A 24,796-nucleotide genomic window follows, 5' to 3' on the forward strand; every position below is an offset into this window, starting at 1 on the left:
AGGGCATCGGCATGGCCACCTTCAAGTACGTCGCGGTCGGCCAGGACGGGAAGCGGGCGACCGGCGTGCTCAAGGGCTCCAGCGTCGACGGCGTGACCGACAGCCTGACCCGGCAGGGCTACGACGTGCGGTCGGTCAAGGCCGAGGGCCGCAACCTGCTGCACCTCGAACTCACCGCGGAAAAGGTCGACCTGGTCGAACTGAGCAACTTCTCCCGCCAGATGGCCGCCTTCATCAAGGCCGGAGTGCCCATCCTGGACGCCCTGGAGATCATCCGAGCCGAGACCAAGGACAAGAAGCTGGGCAAGCTGCTCGTCGACGTCATGGACTCGCTGCGATTCGGCGAGAGCTTCGCCGTCGCGATGGCCGCCCACACCAAGGCGCTCCCGCCGTTCTACATCTCCGTCCTCCGCTCGGCCGAGGCGACCGGTGAACTCGACGTGGTGATGGCCCAGTTGGGCCGCTACATCGAGCGTGACGTCGAGGGCCGGCGCAGTATCCGCTCCGCCCTGACCTATCCGAGCCTGGTGATGGGTCTGGCCGTCGCCGTGGTCCTCGTCCTCGTCATCTTCGTGCTGCCCCGTTTCAAGGTGTTCTTCGCGTCCTTCCACGCGGAACTGCCGCTGCCGACCCGGATTCTGCTGGGCTGCACCGACTTCGTCACGGCCTGGTACCCGGTCATCGTCGGCGTGCTCGTCGCGCTCGTCGTGGCACTGATCGCCGGGTTGCGGACCGAGCGGGGACGGGCACTGCGCGACCGCTTCCTGCTGGCGATGCCGGTGGTCGGCGACGTGGTCCGCTTCATGGTCATCGAACGGTTCTGCCGCATCCTGACCTCGATGATCAAGGCCGGCGTGCCCATCCCGGAGGCGCTCAGCCTGGCCGGCTCGGGCGCCAACAACCTGGTGTACGAACGGTCCATCGGGACGGCCCAGACGGAGATGCTCGAAGGCGGCGGCATCTCCCGGCCGATCGCCCGTACCAACCTGTTCCCCGGGGCGGTCACCCAGATGATGCGCGTGGGGGAAGAGACCGGGACGCTCGACGACCAGCTCGAAAACGTGTCGGAGTTCTACGAGAAGGAACTGCAGCACAAACTCAAGCGGCTGACCAGCCTGTTCGAGCCGACCGTGGTGATCATGGTGGGGGTCGTCGTGGGATTCGTCGCCGTCGCCCTCATCTCGGCGATCTACGGCGTCTACAACCAGGTCAACGTCCAGTGACCGGCCTGGTAAGCCGCCCGCGGCGCCGTCGCGGCGAAGAGGGCGAGACCCTGATCGAGGTGCTCGTCGCCGTGGTGCTCATCGGCGTCGCCTTCGTGACCATCATCGGGGGCATCGGCACCGCGCTCATCAGCTCGGTCACGCAGCAGAAGGTGACCAGCGCCGACTCGGTCATCCGCAGCGCCGCCGAGAAGGTCGTCAGCGACCCGTACGTGTCCTGCGCCAGCAGTTACGAGACTCCGACGCCGCCGGCCGGGTACACCGTGGCCGTCACGATCGAGTACTGGGACGGGGTGGGTGCGTTCGGCCGGTCCTGCCCCACGGCCGATACCGGAGTGCAGAGGGTGACGCTCACCGTGCACTCGACCGGCCCGCACCCCGTCAGGGACGCGACGCTCGAAGTGGTCAAGCGGGAGTCGATGCTGTCATGACGACACAACGGCCCACGGGGCGCTCGGAGTCGGGATTCACCCTGACCGAGTTGCTGGTCACGATCGTCATCGTGGGCATCATCGGGGTACTGCTGCCCAAGGCGATCATCCTCGGACTGCGGTTCACCGCCGGCACCGAGAAGCGGGTGGCCGCCACCAGCGCGGTGGGCACGCTCAACCGCTACTTCTACGGCGACGTGCAAAGCGCGGACGACGTCACGACCGGCCCCGCGTGCGGCGTCGCCGGCGTGATCGTCCACCTCAGCTGGACCGGCGCCGACGTCGTCTACACCTACGACCAGCCGACCGGCGCCCTCAAGCGGGTGAAGTGCACGGACGAAGGCGTCGTCACCACGTTGCTGGGCCGGTTCGACAACGCCACACCTACCCATCCGGTGACTCTGAGCTGCGGTGCCGAGACCTCGTGCACCCCGCCCATGGAGGTAACGCTGACCGTGCAGAGCGACCCCGCCGCGCCCCCGACGGCCCTCACCGCCGTCCGACGATCCAGCGCGTCATGACCGGCCGCCTCAACCCGCGCCGCCGGCGCGACGACGAACAGGGCGCGACACTGATCCTCGCGCTGGTCTTCGTCGTCGTCTTCGGCCTGGTCACCGTGTCCGTCCTGTCCTTCGCCGGCACGGGACTGAAAGCCGCGCGCGTGTACGTCGACCAGGGCAGGCGGGGCTACAGCGCGGACGGTGCCACGCAGCTCGCGATCAAGAACTTCTCGCAGGGCAACCCGTGCGCCGACTACACCGCCCCGCCGATCAACGGCCAGCAGATGATCGTCCACTGCGACCCCCTCAACTCGTCTCCCGTGGCCACGCGCGCGACCCAACCGCAGGACGCGCTGCGCAGCCTGGGCCAGGCGGCGCAGGACGGCATCAACGTGTCCACGCCCGGCCTGCGCGTGCAGGGCAGCGTGTTCTCCCACTCGAACGTCACCACCGGCGCCGGCGCCTCGATGGTGGTGTCCGGCGACGTGTCCGCCGTCGGCGACTGCTCCAGTGCCGTGTCACAGACCCGGCTCCCCCCGACCCAGGCGCCGTACGCGCACCACTGCGCCAACGACACCCCGCCGGCCCCCGCCGACGAGGCCGTGGGTGCCGACCCGGACTACACCCCGCCCGCCACGGCCGTCCCGGTCCGGCAGACGGTGCCCGCGTGCCCCGGCCCCGGTTCCTGGCTGGTGCGGTTGCAGCCCGGCTACTACGACGACGCCCGCGCCCTCACCCGCCTCACCGGTGGCGACTGCCCGGGCGTCGTCGTGTGGCTACGGCCGGGCCTCTACTACTTCGACTTCACCTTCACCGGCGGCACCGCGGTCTGGACGGTCGACGACCCCACGGTCAGCGTGGTCGGCGGCACGCAGGCCGGTTGGGATCCCGCGGCCCCCACCCGCCCGACCATCCCCAACCCGGGCGGTTGCGACAAAACACGGCCCGAAGGCGTCGAGGTCATGATGGGCGGCGGCAGCCGATTCCAGGTAGACCGTGGACACGTCGAACTGTGCGCCCCGGTGACCCCGGACGCGCAACAGCTGGCGGTGTACGGAGTCCAACCACCGAAGCCGTCACACCCGCTGAAACCGACAGCGGTCGTCACGAACACCGGCTTCGCCAACCCGGGCCATGCCCTGACCAGTGGCGAACAGCCGACCCCGCCCGGCTGTTCGCAGCCAACGGGCACCGCGAGCTGTACGGCCGACGCCGCCCTCGACCCGACGAAACGTCAGTCGGCGTCGATGCAGCTCGCCGGCTTCACCCCGCAGGTGCCACCCGGCTCGGTCATCACCAGCGCGACGCTGCGGGTCAGGCACGAGGACGACGGCGACCTGACCGCCCCCGGCGCGGTGAAGGTCACCACCGCCGTCGGCGCAGACACCTGCCGCAGCGACAACCTGCCCCGGCACCCGGCGCTCGCCGAGGATCCGCCGATCGACCTGCTGGGCGCGTGCGGGCTCACCGACCCGGCCCGGCTCACCGGCCTGACAGTGACCTACGCCGCCACCCTGGACGCCGACGGCAGCACCGCCACGGAACGCCTGGACGGCATCTGGCTGGAGGTCGCCTACCGCACGCCGACCACGTTCAAGCCGACCGCCGTCACCGCATCGACCGGGTTCACCGCCCCCGGCACCGATCCCCACAACGCCCTGGAGATCGGCGAACAGCCGACACCGTTGGTGGCCGGCGCCGATCTGACCACGGCGGCCCCGTCCGCATCGATCACCCTGGCCGGGTTCGGCCAGCCGCCCCTGCCGCCGGGATCGACGATCCACTCTGCCGTGCTGCGGGTGGCCCATCGGGAGACCGGCGACGCGGCGGCTCCCCGTATCGACGTCACCCCCGCGGACGGCGGCGGCAGTTGCACCAACCTGCCGCTCACCGCGCGGGCCGGCCTGGGCGACGACCGCGTCGACCTGACGGCATGCGGCATCACCGACGCCGCACAGCTGACCGGCCTGACCGCGACCTACGCCGCCGGACTGAAGGCGGGCGGCACCGAGGGCGCCACTTCCCTGGACGGCATGTGGCTTGAAGTCGTCTACGACCCGCCACCGCCCCGGCCGGCGACGAGCGCGGAGTCCACGACGTTCCTCCCCGCGACCAACGCCAGGGCGATCGACGGCGCCAACACGGCCCACGCCACACTCGACCCGGCCAAGCCGACCGCCACCATCGACCTCGGCGGCTACGACACCCCCGCGGTGCCACCCGGCTCGGTCCTGGACGGGGCCCTGCTGCACGTCGCGCACCGCGACGATCCCGGGGCGACCGGGGGACCGCCGCCGACGGTCACGGTCACCCTGACCGGGCCCGGCATGCCTCGCTCCTGCACCGCCCCGCGGAAACTCGCCGCGCGCCAGGGCGCGTTGGCCACCGACACCGTGGACCTGGTCGCCGCCTGCGGGCTGACCGACCCCGCCCAGACGACCGGCCTGGCCGTCACCTACACCGCCACCCTGGGCGCCGGCAGCACCACCGCCACCGATCAGCTCGACGGCGTCACCCTGGAACTGGCCTACCGACCCCCGCTCTCGGTACGGCCCACCAAGGCGACCAGCACCGCGACGCCCACCACCGCGGCGTTCCACAACCCGAACAACGCGCAGGCGATCGACACCACCACCTCGACCGCGACGCTCGCCACGGCCACCCCGTCGGCGTCGATCCAGCTCGGCGCGTTCGCGATGCAGCCGCTGCCGGCGGGGGCGGTGATCGACAAGGTCGTGCTGCGCGTAGCGCACCAGGACGACGACACCACCCCGGCACCGGCCCCACCGACGAAGCCACCCACGACCGCGCTCACCGTCTCCGGCACCGGTACCGCCTGCGACGCGACCCACGCCCTGACCACCCATCAAGGAGCGCTCGGCGCCGACGTGGTGGACCTCGGCGCCTGCGGGGTCAGGACGGACGACCAGTTGTCCAAGCTCGCTGTCGACTATGCGGCGACGTTGGCCACGGGCAGTACCGAAGGCGTCGACCAGCTCGACGGCGTCGAGCTCGACATCGTGTTCCGAGCCCCGTCCATCAGGGCCCTGTCCGGCTGCCTCACGGCAGGCCGCAGTTGCGCGGTGCTGAAGTCGACCGACGACGCCGACACCACCACCGCGCACAGCCGCCTGGTGGTCAACGGCACCGTCTACGCCCCGACCGCTGCCGTCGACCTGTCGATGAGCCAGGTCAGCTCGCAGGTCGTCACCCGCGGCATCATCGCCCGGACCATCGACCTCGGCATCAGCCCGACCGCCGGATACCTCCGCCCGGTGATCGGCATCCCACCGGAGCCGGTGCTGTTCACGACCTATCCGGCCGTGATCGCGAAACCGACTTCGGTCACCGCGATCACCAGGTTCACGCCCCCGGCTCCCGGCGCGCCCGTCGACGTCACGGACGCCACCCTCCCCGGCGGTGGCCGGGCATCCCTCACGTTGGGCGGCTATGCCCAGCCGGGACCGGCCACGACCCGACCGCTCGACCACGTCGTCCTCCAGGTCGCGCACCACGACGACGGCGACGTGGAGTCGGTGAAGATGTCGGTGGACTTCACCGGCAGCACCTGCACCGGCGTCAACAACGCACTTCACGTGCCGGTCCATCTCGGTTCGAGCGGCCCGGTGACCGACCAGGTCGACCTGGCACCGTGTGGCCTGACCAAAGCCTCCCAGCTGGCCGGGCTGACCGTGACCTACACCGTCACCGCCGGGAGCGGCGGCGCGACCGAGCACCTCGGCGGCACCCGGATCGACCTGCTGTCCGGCCCGCTCCTCCAGGCCGCCGTGTCCTTCGACGGCCACGCCAGCACCGTCAAGCGGTGGACGGTCCTGCCATGAGCCACCACGCACCCTTGGAGACCACCATGCCCGGGCCGAGTTCCGCGATCATCGACCACCTGCTCGGTGAGCTGTGGGAGCGGGGCGGCAGCGACCTGCTGCTCACCGCCGGATCGGCGCCGTTCCTCCGCGTCGACGGCGCCCTGCGACCGGTCGAGGGGGACGCGCTGACCGAGCCGGAGGTCGATCGCCTGGTGACCGGGGTGCTGGGCCAGGCACTCACGGAACGGTTCCGCCGGGAGAAGCAGGTCGATTTCGCGTTCAGCTGGGGGGAGAAGGCCAGGTTGCGCGGGAACGCCTTCGTGCAGCGCGGCGCGTCGGCGCTGGCGCTGAGGATCATCCCGTTCGACGTGCCGTCGTCCGAGCAGCTCGGGCTCCCCCCGGTCGTCGTCGGGTGGGCAGGCATGCCGCGCGGGTTCGTGCTGGTCACCGGGCCGACCGGGTCGGGGAAGTCGACAAGCCTGGCGGCGCTCCTCGACTACGTCAACACGCACCGGTCGGTGCACATCCTCACCATCGAGGACCCGATCGAGTACCTGCACCAGCACAAGCGCGCGGCGGTCAACCAGCGCGAGGTCGGCACCGACACCGACTCGTTCCCCGCCGCGCTGCGCTCGGCCCTGCGCGAGGATCCCGACGTCCTGCTCCTCGGCGAGATGCGCGACCCGGAGAGCATCTCCGCGGCCCTGACGATCGCCGAGACCGGGCACCTGGTGTTCGCCACCCTGCACACCAACGACACGTCGCAGACGCTGGACCGCATCGTCGACGTGTTCCCGGCCGAGCAACAGCCGCAGATCCGGCTGCAATTGGCGCACACCCTGGTCGGCATCCTCAACCAGACGCTCATCCCGCGGATCGGCGGGGGCCGGGTGGCCGCCTTCGAGGTGCTGGTAGGCACGTCGGCGATCCGCAACCTGATCCGCGAGGGCAAGACCCGCCAGATCCGCAACGTGGTCGCGACCGGCCACCGTGACGGCATGCAGACCCTGGAGACCAGCATCAACGCCCTCGTCGCGGCAGGCACCATCGCCTACGAGGAGGCCGTCGTGTACACCGCCTACCCGGAGGACATCCAGCGGCCCCACGCTCCGGTCGGCCACACCTGACCATCCGACGGATAACGTCGCGAAGCGACAGCCGGGAGCGCGGAGGCCGATCGCGCGGGATGCGCTTCGCTCGGCGACGGGGCTCCACCGGGCGACCCCGACGCCGGCCTCGGTGGCGGAAACGAACTCGGCAGGAACTGCCTGAGCAAATTCAACTCCACCATGCCTCCTGGGTCATATCGCCATAGCGATATTGATCTTAGACAAGACAACTCCTCGCTTATAGCGTCGAACTGTTCGTGCAGGAGCGTAGCGAGGAGGAAATCAGCATGGTCACCAGTATTCCGAGGCGGGGCGGCGTGCACGGGAAAAGGCAGGGCAAAAGTCGCCCGCGAGCGGCGCTTACCAAGCTCCTTGCCCTACCGCTGGTCACTGCCGTGATCGGTGTCTGCACCATCGTCAGAGCGGACGCCGAGACCCCGGAAGGGAACCAGGCCGAGGTCCTCGAACTCAAGGTGCAAAACGAGCAGCATGCGACCACTGATCTCGGGCCGACAGGACCGAGCCTGGGTGACATGGAGGTCTACTCCGGCGCCATGATGAAGGACGGCCGCAGAGTCGGACGTGGGGGAGGTGCGTGTCAGATCCTGTACGTCAAGGACGGAGAACTCACGTCGCAATGCTTAATCACGATTGACCTCGAGCATGGTTCGCTGGCGATGCAGTCGCTCTGGGCGAGTGGAACGACTTCGTTGACCATGGCCATCACAGGCGGTACAGGAATTTACAAAAATGCGCGCGGCACCGCCCGCTACTGGGATATCGCGACGCCGAACGAGAGGCTGCGGGCCGACATCCTGCACTGACCCGTCAGACGCAGCCGGCCCGCGGTTTCATCGGCGCCGAACACCAGCCGACGGCGAGACCGCCATCACCCACGGCTGCGCTGAGCATGGCGCAACGGCCTGGGGGGCGCGTAGATACGCGGTCGCCCCAGGCCCTGCGCGCACCCAGCAGCCCAGGTGGGTGGGGTAGCGAACTGTCTCTTGCGGAGCGTCAGGGTACGAGGTCGGTCACTCCCGCGCCGCTCGCTTCATCGAACGGTTGGATCCCTTCTTCTCGCGAAGGCAGCGCACCGGGCAGGGAGCACCGTCCTGGGCGGCCTGCCCATGTTCCTGCACCAAGCCGCCCGGAAGGTTCAACTCCAAACCGGCTGTTGAGCGGCCCTCATCCGCGCCATGCGCCCCGCAGCAGAAAGCGCGCTGTCGACGTCCAACACAAGCACTGCAGGACCGCCATCGGGACGATGAGCTGACCGCGCCCGATGACGATGCCACCAGCAGGCGGGCCTGCCGAATTCAGCAGACCCGCCTGCCCGCAACCGCATCACATGCCGAATCCCTCTTTGGGCAGTTCCGTGATCGCAGACGGCGTGGCGCGAGGAATGCCCCACCGGGTGTGGGCGACGCGCGCCGCCAACTCCGCCTGCTGAAGAACCTGTTCGTCCCAGCCGAGGAGCGCAGCTGCTTGCTCGGGGGTGGCCAGCAACCGCGCGAAGGTCCGCCCGGTGGCCGGGTCCGTCGCGACCGCACCGATCTCCGTCACCGGGGCAGCCAACCGCAGCCGCGCGCACGAGCCGGGACCACCGTCAACGCCACCGGTTGTGTCGTGTACCCAGCCCAGCCGCACGGGCTCACCGATCGTGATCTGAGCTTCCTCAACGGCTTCGCGCCGCAGTGTCTCCTCGGGGGAGGCATCGGTGGTCTCGACCGTCCCGCCTGGCAGTGCCGGCAGCCGATTGCCCGGGTCGACGACCAGGACCACACGGCCGTCCGGCACGAACAGCCACCCCCAGGACTGGCGCACGGCCAGGTCAGCGGGCAACGGCTCGGTGAGCAAGGGAAACCGAAGGCCAGCCCGAAACCGCAGGCGCACATCGTGCCGGTCCAACGGCGGTACCTCGTCCACGTGTTGGCCACCCTCAAGGTGCGCGGTCGTCCCGGACAGTCGCGCCCGCAGCGCAGCGAGCGCGATCCGCGCATCGAGGGGAATCATGTGCTGGTCCAGCTGCGTCGAGTCGACGAACTCGAAGCCGGTCAGCTCGTTCTGGGGCATGCGCAGGTCAGTGATCTCGTCGTCGGCGAGGGTGCCGCCGTCGAAGAGGTAGCGGATCTCGCCGGGTAGCTGAATGCCGGCGTCGATGTCGGGGTGGTTCGGAGGTAACCAGTGAACGGCGAGGAGCCTACCCGGGACGCGTTCCAGGCCGATTTCCTCAGTGATCTCGCGCCGGCAGGCTTGTCGGGGGCTCTCGTGCGGTTCGGCTGCTCCGCCGGGCAGGAGCCACTGACGGCGGTAGGTCGGTTTGACCAGCAGTACACGCTGCAGCGCGTCAGTGAAGATCGCTGCGGCGCTCATCCAGACAGCATGCCGGGAACGCATGTACGCGGTATCGGACATGTCTGGTCCGGGAAGGTCCGCGGGAGTGGCGTTGTGCTGGGCGCGAGGTAGCGCTGGCGCGTCGGCTCCGCTTCCGGACGGCAATCCGGTTCGCCACCCCAGTTCGGTGTGCGGACGGCCGTTGCGGATGCCTTGGATCGCCGCCTGGGTGTACGGCACGATCGGAGTCGGGAGCTCGTCCGGGTCCCACCAACGCCAGGCCAGGCACTTGTCCGGCTCCCGTAGCTCCGGCTGGCCTTGCCAACGCCGGACACGGAAGACAAGCCCCATACGAGGCTGGCCGCCCGGCTCGTCGACGAGGTGCACGACATGGACGAGTTCGGCGTCCTCAGGCTGGATGATGAGGCCCGCTTCCTCCTCGGCTTCGCGAACAAGGCACGCGAGCATACTCTCGCCCCACTCGCAGTGACCCGCCAGGAAGTGCCACGACTCCCCGGCAAAGGCGGAATCCGAGTGGCGTAGACCGAGGAGGACCAGCCCGTCGGGGTTCTCCAGGTACAGGTGCACGCCGATCACCGTGAAGACGGAGCGTCCCGAGGCGCCCGCTCCCGGAACACCGCGTTGCTTTGAGAGGGGCCGGGAGAGGCGGTCGTGGTCCCGAGGCCCGCTGAGTCGAGCGTGACGGCGGATCAGTTCGAGGGTTGAGCGAGCGAGCCGCAGCCGCGGCATCGTCTCGGGGCGGAACCAACGCAACATCACCCCCTCGGCCAGCGGGAGGGCGTCGGGATTGCCGTTCCACTGACCCGTGAAGACCTGAATGGGAACGGGAGAACCATCCGTTCCCGGCACGGTGTCGACTGCGAACGAAGTGAGGTCCGGGAGATCGAGGCCGGCCTCCTCGTGCAGTTCACGCCGGACTGTGTCCTCCAAAGAGGCGTCACCGGGCTCGCGGCCACCACCGAGCAGAGCCCATGCCCCCGGCTCCCAGACACCAGGGATGTGGTCGCGCAGATGCAGCAGGTACTCACCGGCCGAATTGACGATCAGCGCCGAAGCGTTGACCGGACCAGCGGGCCGCGGGGAGTCGAAATCGGTGGGTTCAGTGGACTCGCTCATGCGCACACCGCCTCGTCGTCGGGCCCGGCTGTGGTCCGGTAGCCGGATGCCTGCAGGGTGAACATCGAGGCATAGGCACCACCGAGGTCCATGAGTTCCTGGTGCGTCCCGGCCTCCACGATCCGGCCTTCGTCGAAGACGTAGATGCGGTCGCAGTCCACGACCGAAGCCAGCCGGTGGGAGATCAACACGGTGATCCGGTCCTGGCGCAGGTCGCTGCGCAGTACCGCCTCGTAGATGCCGTGCTCGGACGGTGGATCCATACTCGCGGTCGGTTCGTCCAACAGCAGTACGGGAGCCTTCTTGTACAGGCCACGGCCCACCGCGATCTTCGCCCACTGGCCAGCTGACAGCTGTCGGCCACCGCGGAACCGCTTCGACAGCAGCGTGTCCCATTGGTGCGGCAGCCCAGCGATGACCTGCTCGGCGCACGAAGCCCGAGCCGCGTCGAGAGCGCGTTGTGGGTCGGCCTCGGTGAGGGTGCCGGTGGAGATGGTGAGGTTGGACAGGGCGCTGAAGGGGAAACGGACCGGGTCCTGGAGGACACAGGCGACCTGGGCGTGCACGGACTGTGCGTCCATCTCCTGCACGTTCACACCGTCCCAGCACACGGTGCCGTCCTGGGCGTCGTACAGGCCCGCCAGGACCCGGGCACAGGTGGACTTGCCCGACCCGTTGAGCCCGACGAAGGCGACGGCCTCCCCGCTGGTGAGCGTCAAGGAGACGCGGTCCAGAGCCGGGGTGTCCCTACCAGGGTAGGCGTACGTGACGTCACGCAACGTGATCGTCTTCACCGTCGGCGGAGCTGCCAAGTCGTTCTGACGAGGCGTGAGTTTGCGACAGCGCTGCTGAAACGCGAGGAGGTCATCGACCCACATCGCGTGCTCGTAGACGAGGTGGGACACGTTGATCAAGCGCTTGAGGGAGGACTGGCTGGTCTGGATGGCCAGGACCGCACCTGCGCCGGCCGCCAGTGGAAGCCATCCGGCGATCAGCATGGCCCCCAGAGCGGTGTAGGTGACGCCGAGCGCCAGGCCCCCGGCCGTCCGCCCGGCCAAGGCAAGTGCCGCGGAACGCATCCCGAGCTGGGTGTCCTCCTCCGCGATCTTGGACACCAGGCGGTGGTGTTCCTCCAGAAGAGCACGCTGGGCGGTGTCCGAGCGCAACTCGGCCGCGGCGTCCGGCTCCAACAACAGCCAGGAGAACACCCGCACCCGCCGCTGAAGGGCGTTGTACCGCTTGTAGGAGTGAAATCGGGCCCGCGCACTGTGTACCGCAGCCGCGCCGACGGGCACGACGGACAGCAGCAGCAGGGGAAGCAACGCCGGGTGGAGCACGCTCAGCACGCCTGCGGTGCCCATCAGCGCGAGCATGGCGGAGGCCAGGTCGACGACCTGGCCGATGATCTGGCGGGCGTAGAACAGCCCTCGGTCGTTGGCCCTGTATGCCTCGTCGTGCCAGTCCGGGTTGTCGACGACCTCCAACCGCACGTGTGCCGTCAACGAGAGGAATTCGGTCTCCAGCGCCGTACGGATCTTGGGTGTCACCTGAGCCTGGGCCGCAGAAACACCGCCTTCCAACAGCCCTCGTGCGGCGAGGCACCCGACCACGGCCAGTAGTTGCGGCAGTGCTGCCCACACCCGATCAGGGGTCGGTCCTTGAGCGAAAAGTGCTTGCAGGACCGAGACCGAGGCCATCAGGCCGAAGGCGGTCATCGCGGCCGACGCGAGTTCGCAGATGATCAGGGCCCGGGTTGCGTTCCGGTCGGCACGCCAGGCCAGTTGGCCGATCTGCCTCGCGATCTTCGGCAGACGAGCAAGCATCTGTCGCACGGTCGCCTGGGCCGCTGCGCCGTCGAAGAGGGACCAGTACGCCTCCTCCATCTCCTCCACCATGTCACCGTCTTGCGGGGAAGCGGACATGGACGACGGGGGTAACGACAACGGGCCGGACCGCGGCGACGGCACCTCCGCATCGGAGGCGCCGGCTGCATCGTTCGTCGGACTCATGCTGAACACCTCGACTCTGGGAGCGCGGCCCACGAAGCCTGCCCCTTGCACGAGGAGGAGCAGGATGCGCTTGCCGCGAGCCGCGGCTGTCGATGTCCGAAGGATGCAAACGCGGGGGCAGGTAGGAGCATCACGTGGTCCTCCAAGCGGTCGAGACCGGCGCCGTCGAGTGCCAACCAGGTTTATTCGCAGGAGCTTTGGGAGTTCGGTGTTGTGATGGTCAACGACACATTGGAGATATCGAACACACGTGATTCAGACGGAGCGGGATCCGTAAGGAAGAGCGATCGACGGTGCGTCCAAGGGGCGTAGACCCTTGTGAAGCGCGGGTTTTGCCGGGGCGATCCGGTGGCCGAAACGCCGGAGCCGAGGCGCCAGCGCTAGAAGAGGATCCCCTCGCCGGCCTGGAGGAGGACGCGGGTGTCGATGACAGGTCCCGCGATTTTGGTGTTGCTGCTCACGACATCACCTCTGTCCGCCTCGCCGTCACCCCACAGGCACACGCCTACTGGATCGGCGGCCAACAGGGCACCAACGACCAACGGTCCTACTGGCTCGACGGAGAAAACGCGGCACTCCGCTGGAAGCACCCCCACTCCCCACTCACCGCCTGACCCCCACTCCCCAAGAGGAACAGCACGTACCCGTGTGCTGCGGTGGGGATATCGCGGCCTGACCCGCCATCGTGTCTTCCATACCCGGCAGGACCTGCTGCGGTGTCGGACCGGAACCTGGACCATCTGTGGAAGAACGCTCACCCGCACCCGCACCAGAACGCAACGAAGTGCTACGGGCATTGTCCCCGCAGGTCGGGGGTCCGCACGTGGACCGCGCCGCTCTTGTCGACGTGTAGGAATTCCGCCTTTCCGTCTCCGTCGACGTCGGCGAACTGAATCTCTTCCGGAGGGGTGTTGGTGTCCGGCATGATCCGACAGATGTCGTCGGACTTGATGCCCGATTCCGCGCCGCTTCGATTGAGCCAAGCATTGGCGCCGCCCTTGGCGGTGATGAGGATCTGGTCGGCCCGCCCATTTCCGTCGAGGTCGGCAAATCGCATCTCACGGTTGAAGGTGTCTCCGCCGGTCCTTAGGGGACGGGACCACTTCAGCCGCTTGTGTCCTTCCTCATACGTGAAGCCCCGGTTGAACCAGACAGTCACCTTGCTGCTCGGCTCGACCCACAGATAGTCGACGCGTCCGTCTCCGTCGAGGTCGGCGAACTGGATCTCCTTGAGGCCCGGTACGCGATGGGCGGTGGCGGTCAGGGGAACGTCGGCGTTGCCGTCGCTGCGCTGGCACATGCGGGCGCCCGGCGGAGCCTCTTTGATCCAGGTGTGGACGGCCACCCTGCCGGTCTGATCCACCACCATGCAGTCGGGCCAGCCGTCACCGTCGATGTCGCCGAAGCGCAAGGCGGCGCCGTCCGCACGGGGTGCAGGGGAGTACGAGTTATCCCCCTTCTCGCCGTAGTACAAGCGCTCGTCCTTGACGCCGCCGTTCCACCAGAACTTCCATTTCTGGCTCTTGTCGACCGTGATGTATTCGGCTTTCTTGTCCTGGTTGAGGTCGACCAACCAGAACTTGTTCGTGGCCGGAAACTTGTCGGGCGGGGTAGCGCCGCCCTCCTCCTGTATCGGGTTCGGAGTACTCGAACCCGTGCCTGCGATAGGTGGTTCCGGGTCCGCGGCAGGTGAGTTTTCGGTCGATTTCCACGGCATCGGGGCGAAGTACAGGACCGAGGCAACAACCGCCAGAGCGGCGGCCGAGGTGATCAGGGCCACCCGGCGCCGCGGCTTTCCCGAGGGCTCTTCCGCGGCCGGGGCACGCGTGAAGAGGCCCGCCGGTTCGGGCCCCGCCTCCGGTTCCGGCCCGGGTACGTAGGGTTCGCTGCGGGTGGCGAGGATCAGACGGCGCAGGGCGGTGAACGTTCGGTGCTGGGGCGAATCGGCCTTGAGGATGCTGGAGTGGTCGCCCGGCAGGGCGGAACTGTCGGGGAAGACGGACTGCGCCGAGGCGCGGGACACCACGCCGTCGCTCTCACCCGCGTAGACCGACACCGGGATGGGACACGTCCGGTCGGTGACCGCGGTGGCGTGCACGACATCACGCAGGACCGTGCGCAGGGTCTCGCTGACCCGGTCGTTCAGCGGGCGGAGATCCTTCTCCTGCGGATTACGTACCCCCAACGCGCGCCGTCGTAAGGAGAGCAGCAGTTCGGAGCCGTTGCTCGGGCAGGCGAGCATGACCAGCCGCTGGATCCGGGCGAGTTCGCCGCCCTTGCCGTCATGGAGCATGCGGGCCAGATAGCGCTGGGCGACAAGCCCACCCTGGCTGTGGGTAATCAGGAGCAACTGGTCGAACGCGCCGGCTTCCGTGGCCAGGTACTCCTTGAGGCTGTCGGCGACCGTTTCCATCGACGGGAGGACCCGCAGCGGATTGACCGGCAGCAGCCCTGTCGCGTACTCGAAACTCAGCGGTTCGACGAACCCGAGACTCCGGTCCGCGGTGATCAGCTCACGTAACGGCTCCCAGACCTTCGGCCCGGACATGAACCCGTGGATCATCACGAGTCCCAGTCGGCTGTCCCCCACGGTGCCGATCCCCTCTCCTAAAGGTGGAACGTTCACCGTAGTCCCGCCTCTTGTCTCTTCCCTCATGGACAGCAAGGGAGTGGCCCAAAGCCCACTCGAGAACCAAGATCAGGGGCGCATTATCGACGCTGGCACCCTCTGAGGGGTCAGCCGGTGACCAGCTCGGCGCCCTCGGCCTGGTCCTCAACGCCATCGTCCTGTCTGCCAGCCCGCTACATGGACACCGCGGTGAACCAGCTACGGGCGAACGGTTTCGACGCGGTAGACGAGGACGTCGCCCGGCTCTCCCGTTCGTTCGGCATCACATGAACATGCTCGGCCGGTATTCCTGCCTGCTGCCCGAGCTGCCCGAGCTGCCCGAGCTGCCCGAGCTGCCCGAGCTGCCCGAGCTGCCCGGCGGACTGAGCTGTTTCCATTAGCCCCGGCGGGGGTCCCTACGGTCAGGGATCGGCCTGGTGCGTGGTGTTCGATGCGGTCTTGTCGTGCTCCGGCTCGCCGCACTCGACGGCGTAGGGAGGGCGGCGGTGGCAATGGGGGGCGGGAAGTAAAGGGGAGGTACGGGCACCCAGAGCCTGTCCGATGTGTCACTCCATGCTCTCCAGTTCCGTTGCGCCCGGTAGCCAGGTGACTTCGGATCGGCTAGCTTTTGCACTAGTAGTCGTGGTTCCGAAGTCTCAACGCCCGCGGTTCGCGCCGCGGGCGTCGTGCTGTGCAGCAGTGCCTGAGGACCAGGGCGATCACCTCACCCTGGGGCACTGACAAGCCAGTGCCCCCCGACCCTGGACTAGGGGACAACATGGCAACCGGCACCGTGAAGTGGTTCAACGCTGAAAAGGGCTTTGGCTTCATCGCTCAGGACGGCGGGGGCCCCGACGTCTTCGTCCACTACTCCGCCATCAACGCCGGGGGCTTCCGGTCCCTGGAGGAGAACCAGGCGGTGACCTTCGACGTCACCCAGGGCCCGAAGGGCCCGCAGGCGGAGAACGTCACCCCGGCCTGACCGAATGCCTAGGCGCCCCGAACTCACGTAGTTCGGGGCGTCTTGCCGTAGCCGCGCTCTGGCTGCTTCCTCACAGTGGAGGCGGGGCGTGGTGACCGGGGGTGGGGCGCTGTTGCGTGTCGCAGGTGTGCAGGATCCCTGGTGGGAGGTGCTGCCGGAGCAGGCGCGGCGGCCGCCCGCGGAGTTGGCCAGGATCGATGCCTACGGGGACGACGAGCGGTTCATCGCGCTGTGGCGCGGAGCATTCGCCGAGCGGCTGGGGCGGCCGTCGACCGGATCCCGCTGACGTCCGCGGGCCCGCACCCGACCACCTTGATCAAGCTGGTGCGCCGCAGCGGAGTACAGACCGTGGAGCATCTCAACGCCGCGTTGCTCGGCAAGCTGGCGGAGGAAAAGCTGCTGCGATGCGGCAAACCGCGCATCGACACCACGGTGGTCGAAGCCGATATCGACCAGCCTGCGGATGTCGATCTGCTGGAGCACGGAGTGCGCAAGCCGGGTCGACTGGTGCGGCGGATCACGGCTGCGGGCGTGGCCAGGCGCACGTCCCTCCGGGATCGCAGCCGATCTGCGGGGCGCAGGCTGGGGACGGCTCGCACATCTTCCGGGCGGCGGCGCTGGTGGTTGCTGGCGCGGGGTCGGTTCCTGGTGCTTGGTGGCTCCGATGTCGGGCACTTTCGATCGAACTCCGCGGTTGGGCGTTGCTGCGGATCGTCCGTGGAATCCGCGGCCGTGCGGAGAGATATTGATCACCGTGCGCGTTGATTTCGATCCTGCAGAGATGGCTCCGAACGAGTTCTAGGAGCTGTCGACCGCCATGGTCGTGCCCCGGCCGATCGCCTGGGTGTGGACCACGTCCCCGTATGGGACGGCCAACCTGGCCCCTGCGAGGTTCTGAGAAAGCGGTATCAGGGATCAGGGAATGGGACATTAGGGCCGGTCAGCGTAGTGAGGCAAGTTCAGGATGGTGGCCGTCGCTCTCCCTGACTTGTTGCTACTGCTGCCGGGTCGCCGAACGAGGCGGCCAGGACTGCGGGACGAGAATGCCGAGCGAGTAGGCGCGAGCGACCAGCGCGCACCTGTTGGGAGCGTCCAGGAGGTCCCGGAGACGGCTGAGGTGGTAGTCAACGGTCTGACGGGAGAGGTGCAGCGAGGTGGAGATGTCCGCGTTGCTGCGGCCGACCGCCAGTAGCGACAGGATACGTTCCTGACTGGCCGACAGGGTGGGGTGGGGCTCGTGGGCGATGCCCTGGTGGGTGACGACCGCCCAGACGCTGGTGGCGCGGGCTGCGCTCCAACCCACCGTCGTCAGGTGCAACTGGGCCCTGCGTTGCCGGCCGTGGGCGTCAACGAGTACGGCGGAGATCTGGAGCCGTCGGTTGCGGCGGGCTATCAGATCACGCCAGCCGCGCCGCAGACCAGCTAATTCCGAGGCAGGCGCCAGCACGCTGTCGGCCCGGTGGCCGACCAGGTCGGACAGCCGGATCTGCAACAGTTCGGCGGCCGCCGCGCTCGCCTGCTGGATCCGGCCGCCCGCGGAGACCAGCGCACACGGCAGCCCACTGTGATCGCGCAGTGCGCACAGACTCTCCTCGGCCTCCCGGCGCTGGTGGAGTGCGCGGGTGTAGTCACTGATGTCGATGTAGATTCCGGCCACACAGGTCTCGGTGCCCTCCTGTACGGGGAAGCGATGGCCTGCGGCTTGCCCTCTGCTGCCATCCGGGCGGTGATAGGTGACCGTGTGCCGCACCGGCCTCCCGCGAGCGAGCACGTCCTTGTCGAGGGCGAGGACCCGCGCCGCGTCGACGGGGGAGTCCACCTCCTCGATGTGTTTGCCGATGATGTGCTCCGGGGTGGTGCCGTACAGGTGGGCGTAGGCGTGGTTCGCCCACAGGTGGCGGCCGCCGGCGTCCCGGATGAAGGCCGCGGCGGGGGCGAGGTCGGCGAAGGCGTCGTATCGACGGTTGGTGGCCGAGCCGGCGCCGATCTCCACGGCGACCCCGCGGAAGCGGCCCTGCCGCGGCGCGTCGCCACACCAGTTCACATCGAAGAGCCGGCCGTCGAACTGTGCCCGCCGTTGGTTGAGTCCGGAGGCGTGCGGGCCGGACAGCTTCCGGCACACGGTGTCCAGGAAGCGCTGCGCAGTCTCCCGGTCGCCGAAGGCGCCGCCTCCGCTGTCGATCACCCGCAGTTCACCGTCGGCCTCCCACCAGGACACCGGAAGGTGTTCGAGCAGCGACTTCAGTCCGGTCTCGTCCACAACGCCCTCTCTTCGGTGAAGAGTTCAACGGGTTCAACGACGGCGTACGCCGCGCCACCGCAATGCGTATCCGGAGCTCCCCGGCTGCATACCCGCTTCTCGGCCGATCTGGACGTATGTGTCCGGCCGTCGGAACGCACCTCCCCACCGCCATACAGCATCACGGGACCTTCACCAGCTGACGGTGAACTCCACAACTCTGGCGTTTGCCTGAGTGCGTGAGGCCCGCTGCGGCGCATCGGGCGGCGACCGGCTGCTTCGCTTGAGGTGAGGCGCACGGAGAGCGGATCCGGCGCCGTCGGCTGCCCCGGTCCACCGGTAGGTACGGCCCCAAACCGCCTGTAGAGGAGTCGGATTCCAGTGAGCACGGTGCTGTTTGTGTATGCCAAGGGTGGCCCGCCCTTGGGGTATGCCCTGTCACGGGTCGCCGCGCGGTCGGCAGTGCACCTGCTGGCGCTCAGCACGCTTCCGCCCACCGCCGCCCCCGTCGCCGAGCGACTGTGCGCCTCGGTACTGAGCCCCGCCGGGACCGAACGTGACGATCTGGTGTCATTGATCGTCACCCGGGCCGAGGCCGTCGGCGCGGACGCCATCGTCACCTTCTCCGAGTACGCGGTCGTCGCGGTCGCCGAGGCCAGTGCCAAGCTCGGCCTCGCAGGGGCCGGCGGCCGCAGCCCGCTCGCCCGCGACAAGCGGCTGATGCGCCGCACCTGGATGCAGCGGGGCATCTCCCAGCCGCAGTTCCGCCCGGTGGCCGACGAGCAGGAGTTGCGCGACGCGGCCGCCGCGCTTCACCTCCCCGTTCTTCTGAAGTCTGCCTGGAGCGCGGGTTCCACCGCGCACCAGATCATCCGTTCCGCCGACGAGATGCCGGCGGCCTGGCACCGGGCCAATGCCGTCATGGCCGAATCGGCCGAGCTGGGTTACGCCGAACTCCATGTAGCCGGAGCCGGCGGGGACTTCCTCGTCGAGGAGATCGTCCAGGGCACCGCCGACGGCTGGTTCGAGCAGAGCGGCTGGGGCGACTACGTCAGCGTCGAGGGCGTCGTCGCCGACGGGGAGTTCCGCCCGGTGTGTCTCAGCGGCCGGATGCCGACCGTGGCACCGTTCACCGAGCGCGCCGGCATCACCCCCGTACCGCTGCCGGACGACACCCAGCGGCGCATCGTGGCCCTCGCTCGCGACGCCGTCGACGCACTGGGCCTGGAGAACTGCGGTACCCACACGGAGATCAAGCTCGGTGCGGACGGCCGGATGTGGGTGATCGAGACCGCCGCACGTTTCGGTGGCGCGATGACCGTGCCCCAGACCGAGGAAGTCTTCGGGCTGGACCTCATCGGCATGCTCGTCGACCAGCTGCTGGGACGGCCGGTTGCGTGGCCCGCCCAGGTCCTCACCTCCCAGGAGGCGCGCGGTGCCGCCGGCTCGCTCGTCGTGCTCGCCGTCGACGCCGCCGGTGACGCCTGGCCGGACCGTCGCTTCTGGGATTTCCCGACGGTACGGGACGCGGCGCTGCTCAGCGCCGGCAGCCGGCTGTCCGTGGTGGCCGAGAACTCGCTCCCCGACGGTGCTCCGGTGCCGGTGTACGACGCGGCCGCAGGCGCCAACACGATGGCAGCACTCTGCCTGCTGTCCGCCGCCGACCCGGCGACCGTGCTCCACGACTTCCAGGCCCTCGTGCACGCCCTGCCGAAGATCCTGCCCCTCGCCGGCGCCACGGAGGCCCGCTCATGAACACCGCCATCGTCCCGCCGGCCGCCGCTACACGCTCCGTGACCGATCGCACCGCCGTCGGTGCACGCCTCGCACTGCCGCTGTTCCGGAGCCTGTCCGGCTCCCTCGCAGGTCACCCGTACCTCAAGGTCGTGGTGGACCGCGCAGAGGACACCTGGCACCTGCTGGACACCGCCGTCCACCCCTTCCACGTCGACTACATCGCCACCCGCGTCCTCGGCATGGAACTGGCCGAACTGGACTCCTGTCTCGACGCCTTCAACGCCTCGGTCTACACGGCCCCCGACCGCCGCTTCCTGCTGGGAGTGCTCTCCTTGCACACCGACCAGGACACCCAGGGCCGCCGCTGGCCCTTCCTCGTCCTGGAGACGACCGAGGCCGACACCATGGACGGCCCGTTGCTGGAGGAGTTCTACACGTTCGTCCGCCACCGGCTCGACGGCCGGCTGCCGCTCCTGCTGAAACCGGCGAACCACGGTCAGGAGCACGCTCTCGCGCCCATCAGCGACGTCCGGGTGCCGCGGATCCTCAGCCACGAACTCTTCGGCCATCGCACCCGCACCCCTCTCAACCCCGGCGAAGCCACCGGCCGGCTCCGCCACTTCCGCACCACCGAGGAGTACGTGGCCGCGGCCGGCGCCCTCCGCGGATCCGACATCCTGGCCATGCCGTGCCTCCCGGACGATGTGCCGCGCGTCGCGGGCTTCATCAACACCGCGGCGACCACCCCGCTCTCGCACACCAACGTCCTCGCCGCCGGCTGGGGCATCCCCAACGCCATAGTCCGTGACCTGGACCGGCTCATCCAGGCCGGGAGCCTGGCCGGCGGCTGGGTCCGCTACCGGGTCACCGAGGACGACATCAGCCTCGTCCCGATCGTCCCGGCGACGGTGCCGACCACAGCACCTGCCCGGCACCGTCATCGGATCCGGCTGCGGACACCGCTGCTGGACGACATCTCGGCACGGTCGCTGCACCGACTGCGCCTCGCGGATCAGAACCGCTACGGCACCAAGGCGGCCCACCTCGGGGAGCTCCACCACGTCCTGCACACCCGCGCCGCCGACCTCACCGCCTTCCACGGACAGCCGCGACCGCCCCGCCCCGACCTCTACCGGCACCTGGCCGCCCGCCTCGGCACCACACACCCGGCGGCCCCCGGCGAACTCCGATCAGCGGCGGCCGACTTCGTGGCCGAAACCGTCGGCGCACCGGACGGCGTCGCCCTGCCGTTCGGCCTGCAACACCGCTTCGTGCTCTCCTCCCCGGCACTGCGCGAGGGCGTCATCGGCCTCAGGGCGGCCCTCGACGGCGACGCCCCCGAGGCGCTGGACCCGCTCTGCCGGCGGCTGCAACAGCTCGTCCGCACCACCACCCTGCCCGACGAGGTGGCCCGCGAAATCCTCCGGGCATTACCCACCGGGCCGGCTGCCGGACGCCGACTCGTGGTCCGCTCGTCCGCCAACGCCGAGGACCTGCCCGGCTTCTCCGCGGCGGGCCTCTACACCTCGGTCACCTCCGTGCACGGCGCGGACCACCTCCTCGACGCCGTACGCGAGGTGTGGGCCTCCCTGCTGTCGCCGCGCAGCGTCCGGCTCCGCCACGAGGCGGGCATCTCCCTCGACGACACCTACATGGGCGTGATCGTCCAGCCGTACGTGCCGGCCGCCCTCGGCGGTGTACTGGTGACCTGCAATCCGACCAGGCGCTCGGACTTCCGCAACGTCTTCCTCAACTGCTCGCCGGGATCACCGGAGGCCGTCGTCGACGGCACGGCGCTGCCTCTCCAGTACCTCTACAACACGGTCGAGGGCGGTGGCCGTACCGTCGCGCTCGGTGCGTCCGGCACCGACCTGCCGGCCGCCACGCGGGAGCGACTGGCACACCTGGCCCTGGCCGGCCGGCTGCTCCAGTCACACTTCAGTGCACCGGACGTGGACCATCCGCTCGACATCGAGTGGCTGATGACCGATCAGGGAACGTTCCACCTGGTCCAGATCCGCCCCTACGCGCGATGAACCGCCGCAGCGCCCATCCGGGCAACGCCGGTACGCCCCAGCCTTTGGCCCCCGGGGCCCGCCGGATCATCCGCCTGAACAACACCTTCCAGCTGCTGTTCAACCTCCTGTGGTGGATGCCGGTCTTCTACGCCTACCAGCGCCAGGCGGGCCTCTCCGACGGACAGATCTTCGGAATCCAGAGCATCTACTACATCGCCTTCTGCCTGTTCGAGATCCCGACCGGACTGGTGGCCGACCGCCTCGGGGCCCGCAACTGTCTGCGCGCCGGCGCCGTGGTGATGACCGCGGCAAACCTGGCCCCCCTCCTCGCTGCCACCTACACCGGCTTCCTGGCGCACTTCCTGGCGATCGCCGCCGGTCGCTCCCTGACCTCCGGCGCCGCCAGTGCCTACCTCTACGACAGCCTGCGCGCCCACGGCGCGGGCGAGCACTACCTGAAAGCCGAGGGACAGGCGAGGGCGTGGGGCCTGGGCGCGAAGGTGCTGTGCTGGCCGCTGGTCGGCCCGCTCATGCACCTCGCGCACGGCGCGCCGTACGCACTGAGCGCCATCAGCGCCGCCGGCTCCGTCGTGTGCGCCGTGGTCCTGCCGGGCCGGGCCCCCTCTCCGCCCATGGCCGGAGCGCGCCGCCACCCCACGGCCCTGCGCGATGCCACAACGGCGCTGCGCACTCTGAGAGCCACCCCGTGGCTCGCCCTTGCCATGGTGCAGGGCGTGGCGGTCTTCACCCTCTCCCGCATCTGCCAGGTCAACCTCTTCCAGCCGGTGCTGCTGGACCACGGCATCGGCGAAGGGGCGCACGGCGCCGTACTGGCCGCGATGACCGTCGCGGAGGCGGTGGCCTCGGCCCGCCCGCAGTGGCTCACCGCACGGCTGCGGCCGGCGTCATGGGTGACACTGCTCAGCCTCGCGATGGCCGGGACACTGGCAGGCCTCGCCCTCGGCGGCCCGTGGACCGTCATCCTTCTGCTCTGCCTGTTCGCCGCCGTCTGTGGCTTCACCTACCCGCTCCAGCGCAAGCTGGTCAACGACGCCATCCCCCCTGACGCACCACGCGCCACCCTCCTCTCCGTCGAGAGCATCGTCGACCGCGCCGTGTGCGCACTGGCAGCCGTGGCCGCGGGCGCCTACCTCGAGGCAGGCCGCCTGGACGCCCTGCTGTGGCACAGCGCGCTGCTGACCGGTGCGCTTATGGCCGTCTGGCACCTGGCGCTTCGACGTCGGGAACTGCGGGCCGACGAGGGTCTGGACGAGGCGGGGGAGGGAGCCGTTGCAGGTGTCGACGGAGCACCCGTCGTGTCGGTGCAGTGAGCCCTTGGCCCCGTCGACGACTCGCCGCCGACCCGCTGGATGCCCACACCCTCGACGACCAGACCACGCTCCGGGCGCGGCCGGCCCGTGCCCGCCGTACGGCAGTCCCCGCCGCGGAACGAGCTGTGACCGCGTCGACCGGAGACGGTGATACCGCCGCTGCCGCACGCTGGCACTCCGCCCGCGGCCACGCCCAACAGGCCGCCGCAGCACACCAAGCCGCCCAACACCTACATGCTGCTTACCGAACCGCCTCCGCCACGTCGCTGGCGAACCTCCGCGCACACGGACAGAGCCTTCCGGACCCGCTACGTGCCAAGTACGCCACCACCCTCGAAACGCAACTACCAGGCTGGGGTGCCCACTCGCCCTCCCACCGAGACCGAGATCGAGACGCTCTCCTCGCCACCCTCCACCAGGCGGAAATAGCCGGTCACGACCCCGATGCCCTGCTCCAGAAGGCCCTTGCCTGGCGCGAACTGCACACCGCCGAGAACGTCACCGACGTACTCGTCTGGCGCCTACGTCGCCTGGCGGATCTTCCGGCTGCGCCAACCACGCCACGGAAGTCGACCGCACGGCCGCGATCACCGCAACATCACCGCCCGACATCGCAACCCACGGCATCACAGCACAACGCGGCACAGCAGCCGCCTCAGCGACCCGGTCGGCCCAGTGCCAGGCACTGACCAAGGCGGCGAGAAACCTCTGGACACTGTCAGAAACACCCTGTTACGGCTGGTCGTAGCACCCAGCAAGGAAACAGACCGATGAACACCGAACCCCTCCGATGCCGCAGACACATCCACCCGGAGGCATCCACAGCGGGGACCCCCTGCTACGGCTCCGACGCGAGATGCAACCGAACGACGGCAACTACGATCTCCGCGCAACGACCCACCCGGAGGAGATCATCATCACCGGGATCACGGTCATGTGCCCACAGTGCGGCGCGCGCCGAGACTGGATGGTCATCTGCGACGGAAACGAGATCAGCCTTCGCTGCCGCTGCTCGCACCAGTGGGTCGAACGCGAACTGACCCGCGCCGACTACCTGTCGATGATCGGCGAAGGGATCGTCCAGGACCACCCCAGCCTGGAGAGCGCAGCCCGGGCGGAGGGATTCGACGGCACGCTTGCCGGTACCTATCTGACCGAGCCGCGGTAGGCGTAGGAACCGCTCGCTAAGAGGTCCTAACAGAAGTGGTTGATCATGTGACTGTTGGCTTGTCCGCTCGTTGGTCTGGTCGTGGGGAAGAGACAGGCACGGCCGTGGATCGTGTCGGATGAACTGTGGTTGCTGATCGAGCCGTT

At 69.0% G+C, this 24,796-nt stretch carries 15 protein-coding genes and 2 pseudogenes; 13 read left to right on the forward strand and 4 right to left on the reverse strand.

The genetic code is table 11. The annotated features are described in order from the left end of the window. Window positions 1-11: 11 nt before the first annotated feature. The 6 genes from ABD385_RS17170 to ABD385_RS17195 all read left to right on the forward strand — a co-directional run bounded on the left by ABD385_RS17170 (window position 12) and on the right by ABD385_RS17195 (window position 7,911). Window positions 12-1,223 (forward strand): type II secretion system F family protein, encoded by a 1,212-nt coding sequence (locus tag ABD385_RS17170; protein WP_344576590.1) that lies wholly within the window; start codon window positions 12-14, stop codon window positions 1,221-1,223. Next, the gene (locus ABD385_RS17175; RefSeq protein ID WP_344576593.1) at window positions 1,220-1,654 is read left to right on the forward strand and encodes a type IV pilus modification PilV family protein; all 435 of its coding nucleotides are present in this window, start codon (window positions 1,220-1,222) and stop codon (window positions 1,652-1,654) included. Before ABD385_RS17170 ends, ABD385_RS17175 begins: the two co-directional genes overlap by 4 nt. Beyond that, complete coding sequence (locus ABD385_RS17180; RefSeq protein WP_344576595.1) at window positions 1,651-2,175, forward strand: type II secretion system protein; 525 nt, start codon at window positions 1,651-1,653, stop codon at window positions 2,173-2,175. The genes ABD385_RS17175 and ABD385_RS17180 overlap by 4 nt, the downstream gene beginning before the upstream one ends. After that, window positions 2,172-5,996, forward strand: coding sequence for a hypothetical protein (locus tag ABD385_RS17185; RefSeq protein ID WP_344576598.1), 3,825 nt, complete (start codon window positions 2,172-2,174; stop codon window positions 5,994-5,996). The genes ABD385_RS17180 and ABD385_RS17185 overlap by 4 nt, the downstream gene beginning before the upstream one ends. Next, window positions 5,993-7,105 carry a type IV pilus twitching motility protein PilT gene (locus ABD385_RS17190; protein ID WP_344576600.1) on the forward strand — a complete coding sequence of 371 codons (1,113 nt, stop codon included), beginning with the start codon at window positions 5,993-5,995 and terminating at the stop codon, window positions 7,103-7,105. Before ABD385_RS17185 ends, ABD385_RS17190 begins: the two co-directional genes overlap by 4 nt. 239 nt (window positions 7,106-7,344) lie before the next feature. After that, window positions 7,345-7,911 (forward strand): allene oxide cyclase barrel-like domain-containing protein, encoded by a 567-nt coding sequence (locus ABD385_RS17195; protein WP_344576603.1) that lies wholly within the window; start codon window positions 7,345-7,347, stop codon window positions 7,909-7,911. 520 nt (window positions 7,912-8,431) lie between these two features. On the opposite strand, the gene ABD385_RS17200 is transcribed toward ABD385_RS17195, so the two are convergent. The 3 genes from ABD385_RS17200 to ABD385_RS17210 form a co-directional block, all read right to left on the reverse strand. Continuing rightward, window positions 8,432-10,558, reverse strand: a complete 2,127-nt coding sequence (locus tag ABD385_RS17200) for an NUDIX domain-containing protein (RefSeq protein ID WP_344576605.1) — start codon at window positions 10,556-10,558, stop codon at window positions 8,432-8,434. Next, the gene (locus ABD385_RS17205; RefSeq protein ID WP_344576607.1) at window positions 10,555-12,480 is read right to left on the reverse strand and encodes an ABC transporter ATP-binding protein; all 1,926 of its coding nucleotides are present in this window, start codon (window positions 12,478-12,480) and stop codon (window positions 10,555-10,557) included. Before ABD385_RS17205 ends, ABD385_RS17200 begins: the two co-directional genes overlap by 4 nt. A gap of 874 nt (window positions 12,481-13,354) precedes the next feature. Beyond that, the gene (locus ABD385_RS17210; protein WP_344576610.1) at window positions 13,355-15,157 is read right to left on the reverse strand and encodes an FG-GAP-like repeat-containing protein; all 1,803 of its coding nucleotides are present in this window, start codon (window positions 15,155-15,157) and stop codon (window positions 13,355-13,357) included. Window positions 15,158-15,312: 155 nt separating this feature from the next. Here ABD385_RS17210 and ABD385_RS17215 point away from each other — a divergent pair. The 3 genes and pseudogenes from ABD385_RS17215 to ABD385_RS17225 form a co-directional block, all read left to right on the forward strand. Beyond that, a pseudogene (locus ABD385_RS17215) lies at window positions 15,313-15,576 on the forward strand (Tn3 family transposase); the annotation flags it as partial. Between the two features lie 377 nt (window positions 15,577-15,953). After that, complete coding sequence (locus tag ABD385_RS17220; RefSeq protein ID WP_344576615.1) at window positions 15,954-16,157, forward strand: cold-shock protein; 204 nt, start codon at window positions 15,954-15,956, stop codon at window positions 16,155-16,157. 109 nt (window positions 16,158-16,266) lie between these two features. Next, window positions 16,267-16,772 (forward strand): annotated as a pseudogene (locus ABD385_RS17225) (ISNCY family transposase); the annotation flags it as partial. A 379-nt stretch (window positions 16,773-17,151) separates the two neighbouring features. On the opposite strand, the gene ABD385_RS17235 reads toward ABD385_RS17225, so the two are convergent. Beyond that, complete coding sequence (locus ABD385_RS17235; protein ID WP_344576617.1) at window positions 17,152-18,417, reverse strand: helix-turn-helix transcriptional regulator; 1,266 nt, start codon at window positions 18,415-18,417, stop codon at window positions 17,152-17,154. A 360-nt stretch (window positions 18,418-18,777) separates the two neighbouring features. On the opposite strand from ABD385_RS17235, the gene ABD385_RS17240 reads away from it, so the two are divergent. The 4 genes from ABD385_RS17240 to ABD385_RS17255 all read left to right on the forward strand — a co-directional run bounded on the left by ABD385_RS17240 (window position 18,778) and on the right by ABD385_RS17255 (window position 24,650). After that, window positions 18,778-20,151, forward strand: coding sequence for an ATP-grasp domain-containing protein (locus tag ABD385_RS17240; RefSeq protein WP_344576618.1), 1,374 nt, complete (start codon window positions 18,778-18,780; stop codon window positions 20,149-20,151). After that, the gene (locus tag ABD385_RS17245; protein ID WP_344576620.1) at window positions 20,148-22,169 is read left to right on the forward strand and encodes a PEP/pyruvate-binding domain-containing protein; all 2,022 of its coding nucleotides are present in this window, start codon (window positions 20,148-20,150) and stop codon (window positions 22,167-22,169) included. The genes ABD385_RS17240 and ABD385_RS17245 overlap by 4 nt, the downstream gene beginning before the upstream one ends. Further along, entirely contained in the window at window positions 22,166-23,482 is a 1,317-nt protein-coding gene (locus ABD385_RS17250) for an MFS transporter (protein WP_344576623.1), read from the forward strand. Before ABD385_RS17245 ends, ABD385_RS17250 begins: the two co-directional genes overlap by 4 nt. An 856-nt stretch (window positions 23,483-24,338) precedes the next feature. Next, window positions 24,339-24,650, forward strand: coding sequence for a hypothetical protein (locus tag ABD385_RS17255; protein ID WP_344576626.1), 312 nt, complete (start codon window positions 24,339-24,341; stop codon window positions 24,648-24,650). Window positions 24,651-24,796 lie beyond the last annotated feature (146 nt).

It is taken from the genome of Streptomyces lunalinharesii, assembly GCF_039532155.1.
GTDB lineage: Bacteria > Actinomycetota > Actinomycetes > Streptomycetales > Streptomycetaceae > Streptomyces > Streptomyces lunalinharesii.